13 protein-coding genes and 3 pseudogenes are annotated in these 18,881 nt (G+C 69.1%); 4 read left to right on the top strand and 12 right to left on the bottom strand.

From position 1 onward, the window contains the following. Positions 1-76 precede the first annotated feature (76 nt). Positions 77-1,276, top strand: a complete 1,200-nt coding sequence (locus tag QUE79_RS04790; protein WP_286345673.1) for an MFS transporter — start codon at positions 77-79, stop codon at positions 1,274-1,276. A gap of 14 nt (positions 1,277-1,290) precedes the next feature. Here QUE79_RS04790 and QUE79_RS04785 read toward each other — a convergent pair whose 3' ends face one another. Both QUE79_RS04785 and QUE79_RS04780 read right to left on the bottom strand, forming a co-directional pair. Then, on the bottom strand, positions 1,291-1,953 hold the full coding sequence (locus tag QUE79_RS04785) for an SDR family NAD(P)-dependent oxidoreductase (protein WP_286345672.1): 663 nt from the start codon (positions 1,951-1,953) through the stop codon (positions 1,291-1,293). A 54-nt stretch (positions 1,954-2,007) separates the two neighbouring features. Then, a pseudogene (locus QUE79_RS04780) lies at positions 2,008-4,358 on the bottom strand (ATP-binding cassette domain-containing protein). 137 nt (positions 4,359-4,495) lie between these two features. On the opposite strand from QUE79_RS04780, the gene QUE79_RS04775 reads away from it, so the two are divergent. After that, complete coding sequence (locus QUE79_RS04775) at positions 4,496-5,569, top strand: alkene reductase (protein WP_286345671.1); 1,074 nt, start codon at positions 4,496-4,498, stop codon at positions 5,567-5,569. A gap of 64 nt (positions 5,570-5,633) precedes the next feature. Beyond that, on the top strand, positions 5,634-6,350 hold the full coding sequence (locus QUE79_RS04770; protein ID WP_286345670.1) for a GNAT family N-acetyltransferase: 717 nt from the start codon (positions 5,634-5,636) through the stop codon (positions 6,348-6,350). A gap of 48 nt (positions 6,351-6,398) precedes the next feature. Here the strand turns inward: QUE79_RS04770 and QUE79_RS04765 are convergent, their stop codons facing one another. From QUE79_RS04765 to QUE79_RS04725, 10 genes and pseudogenes are all read right to left on the bottom strand, one after another. Continuing rightward, positions 6,399-7,181, bottom strand: a complete 783-nt coding sequence (locus QUE79_RS04765) for a hypothetical protein (protein ID WP_286345669.1) — start codon at positions 7,179-7,181, stop codon at positions 6,399-6,401. Between the two features lie 267 nt (positions 7,182-7,448). Beyond that, on the bottom strand, positions 7,449-8,303 hold the full coding sequence (locus tag QUE79_RS04760) for a LacI family DNA-binding transcriptional regulator (RefSeq protein ID WP_286345668.1): 855 nt from the start codon (positions 8,301-8,303) through the stop codon (positions 7,449-7,451). Between the two features lie 4 nt (positions 8,304-8,307). Beyond that, a complete protein-coding gene (locus QUE79_RS04755; RefSeq protein ID WP_286345667.1) occupies positions 8,308-9,621 on the bottom strand; it encodes a glycoside hydrolase family 28 protein in 1,314 nt (437 codons plus the stop codon). Then, positions 9,599-9,673, bottom strand: a pseudogene (locus QUE79_RS25245) (hypothetical protein); the annotation flags it as partial. The gene QUE79_RS04755 and the pseudogene QUE79_RS25245, both read right to left, overlap by 23 nt. Next, positions 9,670-12,150 carry a glycoside hydrolase family 2 protein gene (locus tag QUE79_RS04750; RefSeq protein WP_286345666.1) on the bottom strand — a complete coding sequence of 827 codons (2,481 nt, stop codon included), beginning with the start codon at positions 12,148-12,150 and terminating at the stop codon, positions 9,670-9,672. The pseudogene QUE79_RS25245 and the gene QUE79_RS04750, both read right to left, overlap by 4 nt. After that, positions 12,147-13,009: pseudogene (locus QUE79_RS04745) on the bottom strand (ABC transporter ATP-binding protein). The gene QUE79_RS04750 and the pseudogene QUE79_RS04745 overlap by 4 nt, the downstream one beginning before the upstream one ends. After that, complete coding sequence (locus tag QUE79_RS04740) at positions 13,006-13,881, bottom strand: ABC transporter ATP-binding protein (RefSeq protein ID WP_434011031.1); 876 nt, start codon at positions 13,879-13,881, stop codon at positions 13,006-13,008. Before QUE79_RS04740 ends, QUE79_RS04745 begins: the two are co-directional and overlap by 4 nt. Then, positions 13,878-14,798, bottom strand: coding sequence for an ABC transporter permease (locus tag QUE79_RS04735; protein WP_286345665.1), 921 nt, complete (start codon positions 14,796-14,798; stop codon positions 13,878-13,880). The genes QUE79_RS04740 and QUE79_RS04735 overlap by 4 nt, the downstream gene beginning before the upstream one ends. A gap of 9 nt (positions 14,799-14,807) precedes the next feature. After that, positions 14,808-15,794: an ABC transporter permease gene (locus QUE79_RS04730; protein WP_286345664.1), complete on the bottom strand. Its 987-nt coding sequence runs from the start codon at positions 15,792-15,794 to the stop codon at positions 14,808-14,810. Position 15,795: 1 nt separating this feature from the next. Next, positions 15,796-17,481 carry an ABC transporter substrate-binding protein gene (locus QUE79_RS04725; protein ID WP_286345663.1) on the bottom strand — a complete coding sequence of 562 codons (1,686 nt, stop codon included), beginning with the start codon at positions 17,479-17,481 and terminating at the stop codon, positions 15,796-15,798. A gap of 285 nt (positions 17,482-17,766) precedes the next feature. Here QUE79_RS04725 and QUE79_RS04720 point away from each other — a divergent pair, with 285 nt between their 5' ends. Beyond that, complete coding sequence (locus QUE79_RS04720; protein ID WP_286345662.1) at positions 17,767-18,846, top strand: ROK family protein; 1,080 nt, start codon at positions 17,767-17,769, stop codon at positions 18,844-18,846. Positions 18,847-18,881 lie beyond the last annotated feature (35 nt).

The raw sequence follows: 18,881 nt of genomic DNA, 5'->3' as shown, positions 1-18,881 counted from the left end.
CGGCGAGGAGGAGGCTCCCCAAATCCGGTCGCCCGTGGTGGTATACCATTGCGGCACACCGATTAGAGGAGACAGCATGACGACGCTCGCGACCACCGAGACGACACCGGCCCTCGCCTGGCGGATGCTCGTGCTCGGCGTCCTCGCGCAGGCGTCCGGCACCGTCCTCGTCAGCACGCCCGCGTTCCTGATCCCGCTCCTCCACGTGCAACGAGGGCTCCCGCTCGCTCAGGCCGGGCTGCTCGCGGCTGCTCCCACGTTCGGCATGGTGCTGACGCTCGTGGCCTGGGGCGCGCTGGCCGACCGCTTCGGCGAGCGCTGGGTGATCGCCGCGGGGCTCGGCCTGACCGCGCTCTTCACCGTGTGCGCCCTGCTGAGCCCGGGCTACGTCTCGCTGGCCGTCTTCCTCGTGCTCGGCGGCGCCTCCGCCGCGAGCACCAACGCGGCCAGCGGGCGGGTCGTCGTCGGGTGGTTCCCGAAGCGCCGGCGCGGTGTGGCCATGGGCATCCGACAGATGTCGCAGCCGCTCGGCGTGACGATCGCGGCACTGGCCATCCCGACGCTCGCCTCAGGGCACGGGATCGCCGGCGCACTGGCGCTGCCGCTCGGGCTCAACCTCGTTCTCGCGGTGCTGTGCGCGATCCTGCTCGTCGATCCGCCTCGCCCGGCCGCCTCGCGGCATCCGGGCGCCGCCGCAGAGAACCCGTACCGCGCCAGCTCGTTCCTCTGGCGGATCCACGCCGTCTCGATCCTGCTGGTCCTGCCCCAGTTCACGCTCTCGACGTTCGGACTCGTCTGGTTGATCAGCGGCTTCGGCTGGAAGGAGGCGATCGCCGGCCTCGTGATCGCAGGATCACAGTTCCTCGGCGCCCTGGGACGAATCGCGATCGGCTCCCTCAGCGACCGTTTCGACAGCCGTGTCGGCCTGCTCCGCTGGGTGGGCACGGCCGGCACCGCGGCGATGGGCCTGCTCGCTCTGCTGTCGGCGACGCCGTGGGGTGCCGTCGCCGCCGTCGGGTTCGTCGTCGCGACGATCATCAGCGTCGCCGACAACGGGCTGGCGTTCACGTCGGTCGCCGAGGCTGCCGGACACCGCTGGTCGGGCAAGGCGCTCGGGGTGCAGAACACCGGCCAGTTCGTGGCCGCATCCGCCGTCGGGCCCGGTATCGGCGCACTGATCGCCGGGGTGGGGTTTCCGCTGGCGTTCGCGCTCGTCGCCCTCGCGCCGCTGCTGTCGATCCCCGTCGTCCCGAGGCGCGACCGGGCCGCTGACTAGGCCATGCGCGGCACTCAGTCGAGCGACGCCGCGTACACGCGGAACTCGCCCCGCTCGGAGTGCATCCGCCACAGCTTGTCGGCCAGGACCTCGGGCTCGTGCGACGGCTCGCCCCCGCCGATGCCGCGCGGGATGATCAGCTGGCCGACGTGCACGTTCTCGGGCGCGAGGGCCTCGTGGAGCAGCTCGGCGTAGGCGCTCTCGCCCGCGAAGGCGATCGAGGTGCCCGTCACGGCGCCGCGCGGACGAACGGCGCTCGCGCCGTTCACGAACAGGATGCTGCCCGACTTCAGGGCGCGCATGCCGGGCACCACCTGGTGCACGACGGTGGCCGGACCGTAGATCGAGAACTCGACCGGACCGACCAGGTCGTCGGCCACGGTCTCGAGGACGGGGCGCATGAACTCCTTGGCGGGCAGAGGACTGTACTGGACGACTTCGATGGGCCCGAGCCGCTCGGCTGCGGCTTCGAGGGCGCCACGGAGCGACTCCCGGTCGCGGACGTTCGCGACGAAGCCCTCTGCGGTGAAGCCCTCGGTCGCGAGGGTGGCGGCGAGCTCGTCGACCCGCGCCCGGTTTCGGGCGAGCAGGGCGACGGAGAAACCCTCGCGGGCGAATCGGCGGGCGACGGAGAGGCCGAGGCCGGAACCGGCCCCGATGATGGCGATGGTGGTCATGCCTGCACGCTACCCACCCGGCCGGCTACGCCGTTCAGGACGGCTCAGGACTGCTCAGGCTCCGACGTAGGCCGCGAGGTGCTGCCCGGTGAGGGTCGAGCGGTCGGCGACGAGTTCGGTGGGCGACCCCTCGAACACGACGAGCCCGCCGTCGTGTCCGGCGCCGGGGCCGAGGTCGATGATGTGGTCGGCGTGAGCCATCACGGCCTGGTGGTGCTCGACCACGATGACCGACAGCCCGGAGTCGACGAGACGATCGAGCAGGCCGAGCAGCTGCTCGACATCGGCCAGGTGCAGGCCCGTGGTCGGTTCGTCGAGCACGTAGACGCTGCCCTTCTCGCCCATGTGTACGGCGAGTTTGAGGCGCTGGCGTTCCCCGCCGGAGAGCGTCGTCAGCGGCTGACCGATCGTGAGGTAGCCGAGCCCCACGTCGGCGAGTCGCTGCAGGATCACGCGCGCGGCGGGGATCGTGCTCTCGCCGCTCTCGAAGAAGGAGAGCGCCTCGGACACCGGCATCGCGAGGACTTCGCTGATGTCGCGACCACCGAAGCGGTACTCCAGCACGGAGGCGTCGAAGCGCTTGCCCTCGCAGTCTTCGCAGGTCGTGGCGACGCCGGCCATCATCGCGAGGTCGGTGTAGATCACCCCGGCGCCGTTGCAGGTGGGGCAGGCCCCCTCGGAGTTGGCGCTGAACAGCGCGGGCTTGACGCCGTTGGCCTTGGCGAACGCCTTGCGGATGGGTTCGAGCAGGCCGGTGTAGGTCGCCGGATTGCTGCGGCGGGACCCCTTGATGGCGCTCTGGTCGATCGACACCACGTCGGCGCCTTTCGGGATCGAACCGTGGACGAGCGAGCTCTTGCCCGAGCCCGCGACGCCGGTCACCACGGTCAGCACGCCGAGCGGTACGTCGACGTCGACCCCGCGGAGGTTGTGGGTCGCCGCGCCACGGATCTCGAGGGCGCCGGTCGGCTTTCGCACGTCGGGCTTGAGCGCCGCGCGATCGTCGAAGTGGCGCCCCGTTATCGTGTGGCTCGTGCGGAGCTCGTCGACCGAGCCCTCGAAGCAGACGGTGCCGCCCTGGGCTCCCGCCCCCGGACCGAGGTCGACGACGTGATCGGCGATCAGGATCGTCTCGGGCTTGTGTTCGACGACGAGCACCGTGTTGCCCTTGTCGCGCAGGCGCAGGAGGAGGTCGTTCATGCGCTGGATGTCGTGCGGGTGGAGCCCCGTCGTCGGCTCGTCGAACACGTAGGTGACGTCGGTGAGCGACGAGCCGAGGTGCCGGATCATCTTCACTCGCTGCGCCTCGCCGCCGGAGAGCGTGCCGGTGGCCCGGTCGAGCGAGAGGTAGCCGAGGCCGATCTCGACGAAGGAGTCGAGATTCTGCTGGAGAGTGGCGAGGAGCGGCGCCACCGCCGGTGCGTCCAGGCCCCGGACCCACTCGGCGAGGTCGCTGATCTGCAGGGCGCAGGCGTCGGCGATGCTGACCCCCTCGATCTTCGACGACCGGGCGGACTCGCTGAGCCGGGAACCCCGCAGTCGGGGCAGGGGGCGAACGTCACGGCGCGGTCGACGAACGCCCTGATGTGCGGCTGCATGGCGTCGCGATCCTTCGACAGGATCGACTTCTGGACGCGCACGACGAGCCCCTCGTAGGTGAGGTTGATGCTGTCGACCTTGATCTTGACCGGCTCGTGGTGGAGGAAGTCGTCGAGCTGCTTCTTCGTGAAGGTGTTGATCGGCTTGTCGGGCGGGAAGAAGCCCGAGCCGGTGATGATCCGCACCATCCAGCCGTCGCCCGTGTAGCCGGGCACCGTGATGGCCCCCTCGGCGATCGACTTCGAGTCGTCGTAGAGCTGCGTGAGGTCGATGTCGGAGACCGAGCCGCGCCCCTCGCACCGTGGGCACATGCCGCCGGTGCGGTTGAAGCTGCGTCGTTCGGCGACGGTCTTGCCACCCTTCTCGATCGTGATGGCACCGCTGCCGCTGACCGATGCGACGTTGAACGAGAAGGCGTTGGGAGAGCCGATGTGCGGGGCGCCGAGCCGACTGAACAGGATGCGCAGCATGGCGTTGGCGTCGGTGGCGGTGCCGACGGTGGAGCGGGTGTCGGCGCCCATCCGCTGCTGATCGACGATGATCGCAGTGGTCAGGCCCTCGAGCACGTCGACCTCCGGTCGCGCCAGCGTGGGCATGAAGCCCTGGACGAAAGCGCTGTAGGTCTCGTTGATCATGCGCTGCGACTCGGCGGCGATCGTGCCGAACACCAGGGAGCTCTTGCCCGACCCGGAGACCCCGGTGAACACGGTGAGGCGGCGCTTGGGGATCACGACGCTGACGTCTCGGAGATTGTTGACACGAGCGCCGTGCACTCGAATCAGATCGTGGCTGTCGGCGCTGTGCATGGTGTCCTCCCGGGGTCGCTGACTGCCGACCAGTATGTCTGATGCCGCCGACACCGCGCCTCCACGACGTCGGGAAGGGTTGTCGACCGTCGGGTGTTGGGGGTCACGGCGTACTCGCGCCCTCTCGAAAGGACACCGTGGATCTCTTCTCCCCGCTCACGCTCGGCGGCATCACCCTCGCAAACCGCCTCGTCATGGCTCCGCTCACCCGCACCCGCTCCGGCGAGTCGGGCGTACCGAACGACCTCAACGTCGAGCACTACACGCAGCGGGCCAGCGCGGGTCTGATCATCACGGAGGGCACCTACCCCAGCCGCGAGTCGCGGTCGTACCCGGGCCAGCCGGGCATCGTCGACGACGAGCAGGAGGCCGGCTGGAAGCGCGTGGCCGACGGCGTCCACGCCGCGGGCGGGAAGCTCGTCCTGCAGGTCATGAACGGCGGCCGGGTCTCGCACACCGACATCACCGGCACCTCCCGCATCGTCGGCCCGAGCGCGATCGCCATCCAGGGCGAGGTCCACGTGCCCACCGGCAAGAAGCCGTTCCCGGTCCCGCACGAGCTCACGACGGCCGAGCTGGCGACCGTCCGCGACGAGTTCGTCGAGGCGTCGGTGAGGGCCGTCCGCGCCGGGCTCGACGGCGTCGAGATCCACTCGGCCAACGGCTACCTCCTGCACCAGTTCCTGTCACCGGCGTCCAACCAGCGCACCGACGGGTACGGCGGCTCACCCGCGGCTCGCACCCGCTTCGTCGTCGAGGTCGTGCAGGCCGTCGCCGACGCGATCGGGGCCGGCAGGGTCGGCATCCGCCTGTCGCCGTCGCACAACATCCAGGACGCACTCGAGACCGACGCCGACGAGACGCGCGCGACCTACGAGATCCTGGTCGACGCCCTGGCGCCGATCGGCATGTCGTACCTGAGCATCCTGCACGCCGAGCCGGCCGGCGAGTTCGTCCAGGGTCTGCGCGCCCGCTTCGGTGGCGGCTTCATCGCCAACAGCGGCTTCGGCCACATCACCACCCGCGACGAGGCGATCGCGTTCATCGCCGACGGCTTCGCGGACGCCGTCGCCGTCGGCCGCGCGATCATCGCGAACCCCGACCTCGTCGAACGCTGGGAGGGCGACCACCCCGAGAACCCTCTCGACCCGGCGAGCCTCTACGGCAACGGGCCCGAGGGGTACAACGACTACCCGCGGCTGAGCGCGTAGCCGTGCTCCTCCAGTGCGTTCGGCCGTCCGAGCTGCTCGCCCGGGCATGGAAAGCGTGACTCTCGTGACTCACGTGCTCGACGACGCGATCGACGGCGGCCTCCGGGGCGCCCACGAATCGCTCTCCCTGCGGTCGCCGTCCGGCGCCGCCGTCCGCTATCGACCCGAGATCGCCCCGTTCGCCTCCGTCGGCCTCGAGCCGTCTGCCGACGCCTGGGCCGCGCTCCGCGCGCTCGTCCCCGACGGGACGGTCGCCCTCTTCCCGTTCCCAGGGTTCCGGACGCCCCCGGGTGGGCGCGTCGGCGGAGTCGGGCTGGCGCAGCTGACCGACGACGAGGTCGACCTCGAAGCGCTCCCGCCGGCTGGTCGGTCGCGAGCGCTGTCTCGCGACGACGTCCCCGAGATGCTCCGATTGACGGCGGCGACGAAGCCCGGCCCCTTCGAGGTCGACACCATCGAGTTCGGCGGGTATCGCGGCATCTTCGACGGCGACGAGCTCGTCGCGATGGCCGGACGCCGGATGAACCCACCCGGCTGGACCGAGATCAGCGCGGTCTGCACCGACCCTCGCTATCGCGGTCGCGGGTACGCCCGCGAGCTCGTCCTCGACGTGCTGCGGGGCATTCGCGCCGACGGCGCTCGAGGTTTCCTCCACGTCGCCCACGGCAACCCCGCCCGCGCGGTCTACGAGTCGCTCGGCTTCGTCGCGCGTCGCGACTTCGAGGTCGCCGTCGTCCGACCCGCGGAGCCGGCCGAGCCAGACGGCAGCCGCCCGGTCTGAGCCGGGCCGAACGGGGCCGACCGCGCCCGGCCGGCCCCGCCCCGCGCGCTACTTCGCGGCCGCGACCACCGCGTTGATCGCGTCGGCCACGGACGGCGTCGACGCGGCGGGCTTCACGGCTGCGGCTGCGACCGCGGTCGACGACGCCTGCGCCGAGATGTACAGGTTGCCGGCGACGGCGCTGACGGCCTCGACCGTGATCGGCTTGTTGGAGCCGCCGTTCGAGGTCGGGACCGTCACGGTCTCGACGAGACCGGTGGTGGTGTCGGCATCGGTCGTGACGTTCGACTTCTTGATGGTGAACGGGATCGTGAGGGTCTGCCCGGACTGCGTCACGGAGATCTTCATCGTGCTGCAGGTCTTCAGGAGGCCGTCGAGCTTCGTCGAGCCGTCGGTGGCGAGAGCGGTCGGCAGCTTCTTGCCGGAGATCGCCGTGACGGTCACCGTGTTGCTGCCGTAGGTGAGGATCGAGTTGACGCTGCCCGCGGGAGGCGTCTGGTTGAGCGCGTCCTTGATGGTCTGACCGCACGACGCGGGCGAGAGCGTCACGCCGGACGTGTTGAGCAGAGCGGAGATGCCGCCGTTGCCCTGCACCTGCTTGAGCTTGGCCTGCACCTGCGCGTCGTCGAGAACGGTGCCCTTGACGCCGAGGGTCTTCTCGGCCGAGGTGAGGATCTTCGGCAGGTCGGCTGCCGTGTAGGTCTTGGCGGCGGCCGCCTTGGTCTTGGCCGGGGCGGCCGAACCGCCGGTGCTCCCGCCTGAACTGCAGGCGGTGGCGGCGAGGACGATGCCCGCGGAGACGAGGACGACGGTTGCAGCACGGAACTTCACGGGATCCACTTTCGGTTGTGTGTGCGGTTCGAGGGGTCGACGGCGTCGCGCGACGAGGTGCGTCGGAGCGGGCCTGCCGGGGGTCGGACCGTAGCCGGTCGGTCAGGCGCTGGCTCGCGCACCCCCGCGCCGTGATCGTTCCCCACGATCGATTATGGGCCGTCTCCGGCCCTTTCGCGCGAGGCACTTGTGCCCGCTTCCGCTGGGCTCCTCGAAATCGACCGACCTCCGCCAACCCGCCCCGCCCATCCGGGAGACCTGCGAGTGTCAGCGTCGGCTCGGCCGGCCCACCGATTCGCGCGCGAGGAAGGTCGCGGTCGGAGCCTCGTACTGCTCGGCCGCCCGGCCGGCCAGCACGTCGAGCAGGGCCGAAGCGGTCAGTTCTCCGATCGCCTGGACGTCGTGTCCCATCACCGTCAGGGCCGGCTCGGAGAGCTGGCAGAGGGCGGAGTCGTCCCACGCGACGATGGACAGGTCTCCCGGCACGCTGAGACCGCTCTCGCGCGCAGCCCGGAGGCCGCCGATCGCCATGAGGTCGTCGTCGTAGACGATGGCCGTGGGAGGCGTGCGAGCGCTGAGCAGCTCGCGCGTCGCGAGAAGCCCGGCCTCTTCGCTGTAGTCGCCGCTCGCTTCGAGCACGGCGACCGCCGACGCCGCGGCCGCCTCGTGCAGGGCGGCGATGCGGATCTGGCTGTGCGCGAGTCCCTGGGGGCCGCTCACGTGGGCGATGACCGAGTGCCCGAGCTCGACGAGCGACCCGACGGCGTGGTTCATCGCCGACGCGTCGTCCGTCCACACGGCCGGAAGGGAGCCCGCCGTCGCCGGATCGCCCACGACGACCGCCGGCAGACCGAGCGACACGAGGAGCTCGACGCGGGAGTCGTGCGGGTCGAGGTCGACGACCAGCACACCCGCGACCGTCTCGTCTTCGGCCCACCGCAGGTAGGTCGCGGCCTCGTCGGCGGCGCTGGTCACGACCTGCAGCAGCAGGGTGATGCCGCGCGGCCCGAACACTCCCTCTGCTCCGGCGATGAGCTCCTGGTAGAAGGGCTCGGATCCGAGGAGCTGGCTCGGCCGCACGAGGACCAGCCCGACGGTGGAGCGCTCTCTGGGGACGGTCACGACATCATCCTGCCGCACCGACGCGCGTCGAGGTCGTGACCGCCGAGTCGACCTCGGGGTGGTTCGCCTCGCCTCGGAAACCGTCGATCGTGAGACCCTCGGCGTCGATGGCCTCGAGCGCTGCGCCGAAGGTGTCCTGGACGGATCCCCAGACCACCTCGCAGTTCCGCAGGGTGACGTCGGTCGCGGTGTCGATGTGGAACCCGCTGGTGACGTGCTGGTAGATCTCCTCGCCCCGGTCGAACGGCCGCCGATCGTATTCACCGCCGGGCCACGACGACCAGCGATCGAGCTCGACCCGGACGCCGTCGAGGACGACCCCGCTCACGAGATCCGGCTCGAAACCGGCGATGTAGACCCCGTTCTCGCTGCGGGCCAGGATGTTGCGGAATCGGACGTTGCGGATCTTCCCCACCTTGTCGTGCCACGGGAACGCCGTGACGTAGATCGGTTCGCCGTGGCCCCACCAGTCGTCCGCGAAGTGACGCGTCTCCACGATGCAGTCGGTGAACAGGATGTTCTCGAAGTCGCCCTCCTGGCCGAGGTTCACCGACAGGCCCCGGTGCGACGAGCGGATCACGCAGTTCGACACCGTGACGTTGCGGATGTCTGCGACCGCGTCCACTCCGACGACGATCGCACTCGACGTCGACTGCAGCGTGCAGTTCGTGATGACGATGTCTTCGGTCGGCCCGTACTCCGGGAACTCCTCGCAGGTCTTGAGGGAGATCGCGTCGTCGCCCGAGGATATCTCGCAGTCGCTGATGCGCACCTGTCGGCAGCGGTCGAGGTCGATGCCGTCCGCGTTCGGGTACTTGAGGTCGGTGTCGACGCGGATCCCGTGGATCAGCGCCCGGTCGACGCCGGTCAGTCGGATGCACCAGAGGCCCGCGTCGGTGAACGTCGTGTCGCGCAGCGTGACGTCCTCGCAGTGGATGAAGAAGATCGTGAACGGGCGCGCGTTGGGGCACCGGTAGATGTAGCCGGTGTCCGACTCGATGAAGTGGCGACCCCCGCCCTTGATGGTGCCCGCGCCGGTGATCGCGATGTTCTTGGCATCCTTCGCGCCGATCAGGATGAACGTGTCGTCGGTTCCGTCCTTCAGCTCGCCCCCGAGAGCGCCGAGACCGAGAACCGCTCGGTGTAGTCGGCCGGGTCCTCGCTGCCGTCGAGGACGGCGCCGCGCTCGAGGTGGAGCTCGACGCCGGCCTTGAGCAGGATCGAGCCGATCTTGAACGTGCCCCCGACGGGACGAGGACCGTTCCGCCGCCGTCGGCCGAACACTGGTCGATCGCTCGCTGGACGGCGGGAGCGTCATTGGTGACGCCGTCGCCCGTGGCACCGAAGTCGCGGATGGAGAGGGTGGTCATTTCGTTCCTTCGGTGACGAGCCGGTTCGCCACGAGGGCGTTGACCGACTGGAGGACGGGGTGGCTGACGAGACGCTCGCCGTCGAGGTCGACGTCCGACCGGATGTGGAAGGTGTGGCTCTCGCCGGGGAGGAGCGTGACGAGTGCGTCGTCGACTGTCGCGCGCGGATCGAGGCGATCGACGTTCAGGACGATGTCCTTGATGAGCGTCGCTGCCCGGAGCTCGACGGCGACGCCCCCGGCCTCGGCCCGCACCTCGGCCGAGAGCGTCGGCTCGGCGAGGTCGAGCTCGACGTCTTCGACGAAGTACCAGAACGCGGGTCGCGCCTCAGCGGTCGTGGCCTGGACGAACTCGCGTCGTTCGTCGAGGGGGACGACGAGGGAGGCGTCGAGCAGGATCGTCTCGGCGCGGCGGGCCGGGACGGTCAGATGGATCGTCCTCGACACGACGGCCGCACCGTCCAGGGTCCGCCGAGCCACCTGGATCTCAGCGGCCCAGTCGACGCCCGAGTCGTTGCTCGCGACGAGCGAGAGCCCGTCGGGCCGCGGCTGGAGCGTGATGAGGTGCGGCGCGTTCACGTTCCGCAAGGCGTACCACAGGGGCTTCCGCCGGCGCCGGCTGTCGACGGCCGCCCAGCTCGTCACGGGCCAGCAGTCGTTGAGCTGCCAGACGATGGTGCCGGCCGTTCGCGGTGAGTGCGAGCGGAAGTGCTCGATGCCGAACTGGATGGCGCGCGCCTGGTTGAGCTGCGTGGCGTAGTGCCAGTCGTCGAAGTGGGCGGGTTCCGGAAGGTGCAGCTGGTAGCCCCGCTGGAGTTTTCCGTTGCCGTCCTCCGCCTTCTGATGGGCGAGGATGCCCGGGGAGTCGGGCAGGAGCGGCACGTCGTGGATGGACTCGGTGATCGTCGCCATCGCGGGCGGGCCCTGGAAGCCGAATTCGGCGACGAACCGCGGAATGCTGTCGCGGTAGGCCGTGTAGTCCTTCCGGTTCCAGACCTCCCAGCTGTGCACGCTCCCGTTGTCGGGGTCGCGCGGGTCGGAGTAGTCCTTCGGGGAGAACGGGCTGGACGGCGTGTACGACCGCGCCGGATCGAGCTCGGCCACGAGAGCGGGGAGCAGCTCGTCGTAGTACCCGCGCCCCCAGGAGACACCCTCACCGAGGGCGTCCCGCCAGCCCCACTCGTAGTATCCCTCGATGTTCTCGTTGCTTCCGTTCCAGAACGCCAGCGAGGGGTGCGGCGCAAGACGCACGATGTTCTCGCGGCTCTCGGCCTCGACCTCGTCGCGGAGTTCGTCCGCCTCGGAGTAGGCCGCACAAGCGAACAGGAAGTCCTGCCACACGAGGATCCCCTCGCGGTTGCAGCGCTCGTACAGGTGGTCGCTCTCGAAGAGTCCTCCGCCCCAGATCCGGAGCAGGTTCATGTCGGCGTCCACGGCGTCGGCGACGCCGCGCGCGTAGTCGTCCGGGCCGACCCGGTGCGGGAAGCAGTCGTCGGGGATCCAGTTCGCCCCCTTGATCCAGACGTACTCGCCGTTGACGAAGAAACGGAAACTCGTCCCGAACGCGTCGGGCTCCATCCGCAGCTCGACCGTTCGGAAGCCGATCTCCCGCGTCCACGCGTCCAGTTCCCGTCCGTCTTGGGACACGCGCACCTCCAGCGCGTACAGCGGCTGCTCGCCGTAGCCCCGAGGCCACCACAGCGCGGCGTCGGGAACCTCCAGTTCGAGCACGATGCCCGACTCGGATCCGGTCTGCGACACGAGGAGGTCCACCCCGCCCGGGCCCGTGAGTCGGGCCTCGACGTCGACGGCCGTCGTCGAGGTGCGCTCGAGGTCGACGCGGACGGTGACCCGGCCGACCCCGTCGGATCCCACGCGGACCTCGGGAAGGACCTGGGCGAGTCGGGCGACCGACCAGCCCTGCAGCGAGAGCGGCTTCCAGATCCCGGCCGTGACCAGCACGGGCCCCCAGTCCCAGCCGAAGTTGCTCGCCATCTTGCGGATGGCGTTGTACGGCAGCGCATTGCCCACGAAGGGCCGCTCTCCGATACGCTTCTCGGCGCCGCGCGCGAAGGCCAGAGCCGACTGGAACCCGACGGTCAGCTCGTTGCCCGTCGCGCGAACGGCCTCGGTGACGTCGAACCGGTAACTGCGGTGCTGGTTCTTGGTGGATCCGACTCGAACGCCGTTGAGATCGATCGTGGCGACCGTGTCGAGGCCCTCGGCCACGAGGTCGATCCGCTCGAACTCGGCGAGATCGCTCTCGAAACGCACGTCGTAGGCGAAATCGCTCTCGCCGATCCAGCCGAGCTCGGCCTCGTTGCGATCGAGATACGGATCGGGGATCAACCCGGCCGCCAGCAGGTCGGTGTGCACGGTGCCCGGGACCGTCGCCGGAACGGCCCCCGGGATCCCCTCGGGGATCGGCCCGCTCACCGGCCGGAGCGTCCAGCCATCGGTCAGATCGGTTCTTCTCATTCTTCGTCGTCTCCTTGTGGGGTCGCCCGAGACGCGTGATCGGCGTACTTCGCGGCGACAGAGGTGAATCGCTCGTTGCGAGCGGGCTCGGGAGCTGCCTTGGCCAGCAGCTTGGTGAAATCGGCTCGGGGGTGCAGGATCACGTCGTCCGCCGGGCCACGCTCGACGACCTCGCCCTGGAACATGACCAGGATCTCGTCCGAGAAGTGCCGAGCGGTCGCCAGGTCGTGGGTGATGTACAGGACGGCGAGATTCTCCTCGCGCTGAAGTCGGGCCAACAGGTTCAGCACCCCGAGGCGGATCGACACGTCGAGCATCGACACCGGCTCGTCCGCGATCAGCACGCTCGGCTCGGGAGCGAGGGCGCGCGCGATGGCGACCCGCTGCCGCTGGCCGCCGGAGAGCTCGTGCGGCCTCCGGTCGATGAAGTCGTCGGCCGGCGAGAGGTTGACGCGCTCCAGCAGCTCGCGCACCTTCGCGCGGGCGTCGGCCTTGCCGCGCGCCTTCCCGTGGAGGAGGAGCGGCCGGGCCAGGTGGTGCTCGATCGAGTGGAACGGATTGAGGAGGCGAACGGATCCTGGAAGACCATCTGGACCTCGTCGCGGTACTCGCGGAGGCCTTTCCCGTGTTCGCGGTAGGAGGTGCCGTCGAGCAGGATCTCGCCCGACGTCGGATGCTCCAACTGGGCGATCATCCGCGCGACGGTCGACTTGCCGCTTCCGGACTGGCCGACCAGCGCCACGGTCCGGCCGGGCTCGAGGTCGAAGGCGACGTCTTTGACGGCGTGCAGCGTTCTCGTCCGGAGGCCGGAGCGCAAGTGGAAGTCCTTGGTCAGGTGGCGGACGGCGAGTGTCGTCATCGGGCGACCTCCTGCTCGAGTCGTTCTCCGGTTCGGATGAAGTCGCCCCGCTCGCCCGTCAGGCTGGGGAAGGAGCGCAGGAGCGTGCGCGTGTAGGGGTCCTTCGCCGCGAAGTAGATCTCCTCGGCGGACCCTGACTCGAGGATCTTGCCGCTCCGCATGATCGCCACGCGGTCGCTGATCTCGAGGAGCAGCGGCAGGTCGTGCGTGATGAACAGGACGGCGAATCCGAGGTCCGACCTCAGCCGCATGATCTCGTTCAGGATGTCCCGCTGGACGACCACGTCGAGGGCCGTCGTCGGTTCGTCCATGATCAGCAGCTGCGGATCGAGTGCCAGAGCCATCGCGATCATGACGCGCTGCCGCATTCCGCCGGAGAGTTCGTGAGCGTAGCTCGACAGGCGGTCGGGATCGACCCCGACCAACCGCAGGAGATCCTGCGCCCTGGTGTGCCTCTCGGCCTTCCGCATCTCGGGGCGGTGCGTGCGGAACACGTCGACGATCTGCGACTCCACCGAGATCACCGGGTTGAGCGAGTTCATCGACCCCTGGAACACCATCGACACCTTCGCCCAGCGGTGGCGCCGGAGCTCGCGACCCGAGAGCGCCAGGACATCGACGTCGGTGCCGCTCCGATCGTGGAACACCACCTCGCCCGAGCGGATGACCGCCGGCGGTTTGAGCAGCTGGTTGATGCCGTAAGCCAGGGTCGACTTGCCGCAGCCGGATTCTCCGGCGAGGCCGAGGATCTCCCCGCGCCGGATCGTGAGACTCACGTCGTCGACGGCGTGGACGGTCTCCGCTCCGGCGTAGTCGACGCGGAGATTCGTGACGGTCAGCACCTCCCGGGGTGCGTCCTGGGTCGTGCTCACGATGCCTTCCTCTGCAGCTTGACCAGTCGCGGCGCGCGGAGCCGCGGGTTGATGACCTCGTCGATGCTGAAGTTGATCAGCGAGAGCCCGCAGCCGAACAGCGCGATCAGGAGCCCCGGAGGAACGAACCACCACCAGCCGCCGAGCAGCAACGCTTGGCCGTTCTGCGCGTTGGCGAGCATGGTGCCCCAGGTCAGGGAGCCGGTCGACCCGATGCCGATGAACGACAGGCCCGCCTCGCCGAGGATCGCGAAGATGATCGAGAAGACGAAGCCCGACGACATCACCGGCAGCAGGTTGGGCAGGATCTCGACGGTGATGACCCGCCAGGTCTTCTCCCCCGAGACCCGGGCGGCCAGCACGTAGTCGCGGTTGCGCAGGGACAGCGTCTGACCGCGGAGCACCCGCGCGCCGGCCGCCCAGCCCGTGAGGGCGAGGACCCCGGCCACCAGGAAGATGCTCTTGTGCTGCACGTAGCTGCCGATGACGATCATCAGCGGCAGACCGGGGATGATCAGCATCACGTTCGAGATCAGCGAGAACAGCTCGTCGAGCGCGCCACCGACGTACGAGCCGATGATCCCGAAGAAGGCGGACAGGATCAACGTCAGGAGACCGACGAGAACGCCGATCAGCAGCGAGCCACGGGTGCCGTACGCGAGCTGCGCGAGGACGTCCTGGCCCGTCTGGGTCGTGCCGAGCAGGTGGGCGCCGGTCGGGCCCGCGAGCCCGATGTCGGACACGGCTCGCGGATCCTGCGTGAACAACGGAGCGATCAGGCCGAACAGGACGATCACGACGACCATCACCGATCCGGTGACGAGCTTCGCGCCGGGGCGTCGGCGGAGGCGAGTGCGGGTCAGGGGCGGCGCGGCGTCCGCCGGCGTCGTCGAGCCCTCGAGGAGGAGTTCTGACATGCGAGTTCCTTAGGCCCTGGACCTGGTCCGGGGATCGATGAAGCCGTAGAAGATGTCGACGATCAGGTTCGCCGCGAGAACGGCGACCGTGATGACGAGGAACAGCCCCTGCATGAGCGCGTAGTCGTTGTTCGACACCGCGTCGAGGAGGGCGTTGCCGATCCCCGGGTAGGAGAAGACCTTCTCCGTGACGAGCGAGCCGGCGACGACGAAGCCGAGCGAGATGGCGAATCCGGTGATCGACGGCAGGACCGCGTTCCGGGCCGCGTACGTGATCATCACGCGGATCGGGCTGAGGCCCTTCGCCTCGGCCGTGGCGACGTAGTCGTCGGACAGGGTCGAGACCATCATGTTGCGCATCCCGAGCAGCCAGCCGCCGATCGAGCTGATGACGATGGTCAGCGCCGGCAGGGTGCCGTACCGGATCACGCTCCCGATGAAGTCGCCCGAGAGCCCCGGCGTGGTGCTGTTGACGTCGTACCCGCCGCTGAGCGGGAACCATCCGAGCATCGAAGCCAGGAAGTACACCAGGATCAGCGCGAGCCAGAAATACGGCACGGACTGCAGGATCGTGGTCCCCGGGATCAGGGAGTCCACCCAGGTGCCCCGACGCCAGCCCGCGAAGGTGCCGAGGGCGATGCCGAGGAGCGCGGCGATGACGGTCGACAGCCCGACGAGCCCGAGGGTCCAGGGAATGGCCTGACCGATCACGTCGATGACCGGCGTCGGGAAGTAGGTGACCGAGACTCCGAAGTTGCCGTGGACGAGACCGTTGAGGTACCCGACGTACTGCTGCCAGAGGTTCTCGTTCGAGTTCGTTCCGAAGAGCGCGTTCAGCGCCTTCCGGAGGCCCGGCGAGACGGGGCCCTGCTGGGAGAGCTTGCCGATCAGGGTGTCGACCGGGTTGCCCGGGAGCAGCCGTGGAATCAGGAAGTTCAGAGTCACGGCCGCCCACAGGGCGATCAGGTAGAAGCCGATCTTTCTCAGGAGGTGCATGTCACTTCTTCTTGAGGTTGAGCAGAACCACTTCGTTGTCGGGCGCCACATTGGGTGCGGGCTGGGCGTAGAGGTTGCTCGTCGTCGGGAAGCCCGTGACCTGGGTGGTGCTGTACTCCGCGAAGTTCCGGTTGTCGATGATCGGGATGTAGGGCAGGTCTTTCGTGATGATCCCCTGGATCGTCGCGTAGGCCTTGGCCTTCACCGCCTGGTCCTGGGTGCCGGCGGCCGTCGCGAGCGCCGCGTCGACGGTCTTGTTCGAGAAGCGCGAGACGTTGGCGTACGGGTTGCCCGACTTGCCGACGGCCGAGGTGTTCTCGCTGCCGAAGTACTTGTCGTAGACGTAGTACGGGTCGGGCGCCGGCCCCTGGAAGATGCCGTTGATCTGCAGCTGGAACTTGCCGAGGCCCGCGGCCGAGTTGTTCTCCTGGTTCGCGACCTGCTGCACCTGGATCTCGATGCCGGCCTGCTTGAACTGCTGGGTGATCGCCTGCAGGGCTGCGATGTAGTCGGTGTAGCCGCTCGTGACGAGGACGTTCATCGAGAGCTTCTGGCCGTTCTTCGCGTAGATGCCGTCCGATCCCTTGACCCAGCCTGCGCCCTCGAGAAGCGACTCCGCCTTGGCGGTGTTCGCGCTCATGGGCTCGGTGGACGCGTACTCGGGAGCGATGAACGCCTTGTCGCGCTTCGGCAGGCCGAAGGTCGCCGAGATCGGCACCGCGTTGCCGTAGTAGGCCAGCTTGTTGACCTGGTTGCGGTCGATTGCGGCGGCCATCGCCTGGCGGACGACGGGGTCGGTCTGCGGCCCGGTGCAGCCGAGCGCCGTGTTCGAACAGGTGTTGAGGACGACCTGTTGGTCACCGTAGAACGTGTAGCCGAGGTTCGGCTTGTCGAGGACCTTCTTGACGTCGGGAACGAAGATGCCGGCCCAGTCGAGCTGCTTCGCCAGCAGTTTGTTGGTCGCCGCCTCGTTGCCGGAGAGCGAGTAGACCCGCAGGCCACCCACCTCGAGCTTCTTCGCGTCGCGGAAGTCGGGGTTCTTCTTGAGCAGGTAGGACTGGTTGGTGAAGCTGCTCATCTCCATCGGACCGGTGCCGACCGGCGACGAGTTGATGTAGGTCGCCGGCTCCTTGACCGACTTCCAGATGTGCTCCGGGACGATGTACGTCGTGCCGAGGATCGTCGGCGCGCTCGTGAACGACGGGTGCGCGAACGTCAGGGTGACGTGGGTGGGGTCGACGACCTTCGCCACCGGGGTGTTTCCGCTCGTGTTGAGCGCGGGCGTCGTCCGGATGAGGTTCATCGTGAAGGCGACGTCGCTGGCCGTGAAGGGCTTGCCGTCGCTCCAGGTGACGCCGCTCTTGAGCGTCACGGAGAGGACGGTTCCGTCGGCGTTGAACGAGAAGCTCTGGCCGAGGAGCGGCTTGGGCTTGGTGGCCAGGGAGGCCAGGTTGTTGTAGAAGAACATCGGCTCGTAGATCAGGCCCTGGATGTTGGACAGGACCGTCGGCGAGAGCGGATTGAAGTTCTTGACGAAGGCGCCGCTCGCGCCGTTGTAGACGGCGAGCGTCGGACCGGACGCCGAGTTCGTCGTGCTGGCGGACGACGTGCACCCGGTGAGGGCGACCGCCAGAGCGGCTGCTCCGGCGAGGGCGGCCAGGACACCGCGCTTTCTTGAGATCATCATCGACCCTTTCCTTCCCGCATCGTCGCGGGTCTCGTGCAGTGGAATCATCACTTAGATGATTTAACTAAGTCATTGGGTTAGAGTGTTGCCCATCCCCGAATCGATGTCAAGATGAATCGGCGCACCCCGAGAGGACACCATGACGACGACCCAGCGAGCAGGCGGAGCCACTCCGCCGCCCCTGAGTCACGGGCGAGTGCTCGACGTCATCCGGTCGTCCGGTCCGGTCAGTCGCGTGGAGATCGCCGAAGCGGCGGCGCTCACGCAGGCGTCGGTCTCCTCATCGTGCGCGCCCTCATCAACGACGGCCTCGTCCGCGAGGTCGGCACCGCGCTCTCGACCGGCGGCAAACGCCGAACGCTTCTCGAGATCACGCCGAGCGCGCGGTGCGCCATCGGCGTCCACCTCGGGCCGGAGTCGATGGTCTTCGTGGTGACGAACATGGCCGGCGGCATGATCGGCCGGGTCCGCTGCGAGGGGACGGCCGACAGCCCTCCCGACCTCGTCGTCCAGCGCATCGCGAGTGAGATCGACACGCTGATCCTGTCCCTCGGCCTGATCCGCTCCGCCGTCGTCGGGATCGGCATCGCCGCCGCAGGCCCTCTCGACTACCCCGCGGGGATCATCGCCGCCTCCCCGCCCTTCGACGCCTGGGCCACCTACCCGCTTCGCGACGAGCTGGCCGAGCTGACCGGTCTTCCCGTGGTCGTCGACAACGACGCCACGGCCGCTGCGGTCGGAGAGTTCTGGGGCGGCCGTGTCGACGCACCGCTGTCGTTCGCGTGCCTGTACATGGGTGCCGGCATCGGGGCGGGGATCGTCATCAACGGCAGCGCGTTCCGCGGTTCCGCGTCGAACGCCGGCGAGATCGGGCACGTCTCCCTCGACGTCAACGGCCCGCTCTGCTACTGCGGCAACCGGGGCTGCCTCGAGATGCTCGCCGCACCCGCCGCGGTCGTCGCCTCGGCGGGCGAGCGAGGTCTCCTGGCCGAGTACGTCGACGATCCCCGAGCGGCCCTCGCGACCCGGACCGGGATCATGCGCGCCTTCGACGAGATCGCCAGGCGGGCCGTGCGGCGCGAGCCCGAGGCGCTCGAGCTGATCCAGGAGTCGGCCCGGTACGTGGCCGCCGGGGCGCTCGGCCTGGTCAACCTCACCGACCTCGACCTCATCGTCCTCGCCGGTCCGGGGTTCGCCATCGCGGGCGCCCTGTACGTCGACGCCATCCGGAAGCACCTCGCCACGCGCACCTTCGCCAGGGCGATCCACGGCGTCGAGGTGCGGTTCTCGTCCAACCCGCGCGACGCCGCCGCCCTCGGCGCGTCCGCCCTCGTCCTCCAGCAGTCCCTCGCCCCGCGGAGCTGAGCTGAGCTCCGGGCACCACTCCACGAGAAAGAACC

Origin of the sequence: Frondihabitans sucicola (assembly GCF_030296615.1) — a bacterium.
GTDB lineage: Bacteria > Actinomycetota > Actinomycetes > Actinomycetales > Microbacteriaceae > Frondihabitans > Frondihabitans sucicola.
This window is presented reverse-complemented; position numbering and strand designations above follow the sequence as displayed.

Excerpts from the sequence above, each read along its gene's own strand:
- QUE79_RS04790 (WP_286345673.1), top strand. The coding sequence starts at position 77 with ATGACGACGCTCGCGACCACCGAGACGACACCGGCCCTCGCCTGGCGG.
- QUE79_RS04785 (WP_286345672.1), bottom strand. The coding sequence starts at position 1,953 with ATGACCACCATCGCCATCATCGGGGCCGGTTCCGGCCTCGGCCTCTCC.
- QUE79_RS04755 (WP_286345667.1), bottom strand. The coding sequence starts at position 9,621 with ATGACGCTCCCGCCGTCCAGCGAGCGATCGACCAGTGTTCGGCCGACG.
- QUE79_RS04750 (WP_286345666.1), bottom strand. The coding sequence starts at position 12,150 with ATGAGAAGAACCGATCTGACCGATGGCTGGACGCTCCGGCCGGTGAGC.
- QUE79_RS04735 (WP_286345665.1), bottom strand. The coding sequence starts at position 14,798 with ATGTCAGAACTCCTCCTCGAGGGCTCGACGACGCCGGCGGACGCCGCG.
- QUE79_RS04730 (WP_286345664.1), bottom strand. The coding sequence starts at position 15,794 with ATGCACCTCCTGAGAAAGATCGGCTTCTACCTGATCGCCCTGTGGGCG.
- QUE79_RS04725 (WP_286345663.1), bottom strand. The coding sequence starts at position 17,481 with ATGATGATCTCAAGAAAGCGCGGTGTCCTGGCCGCCCTCGCCGGAGCA.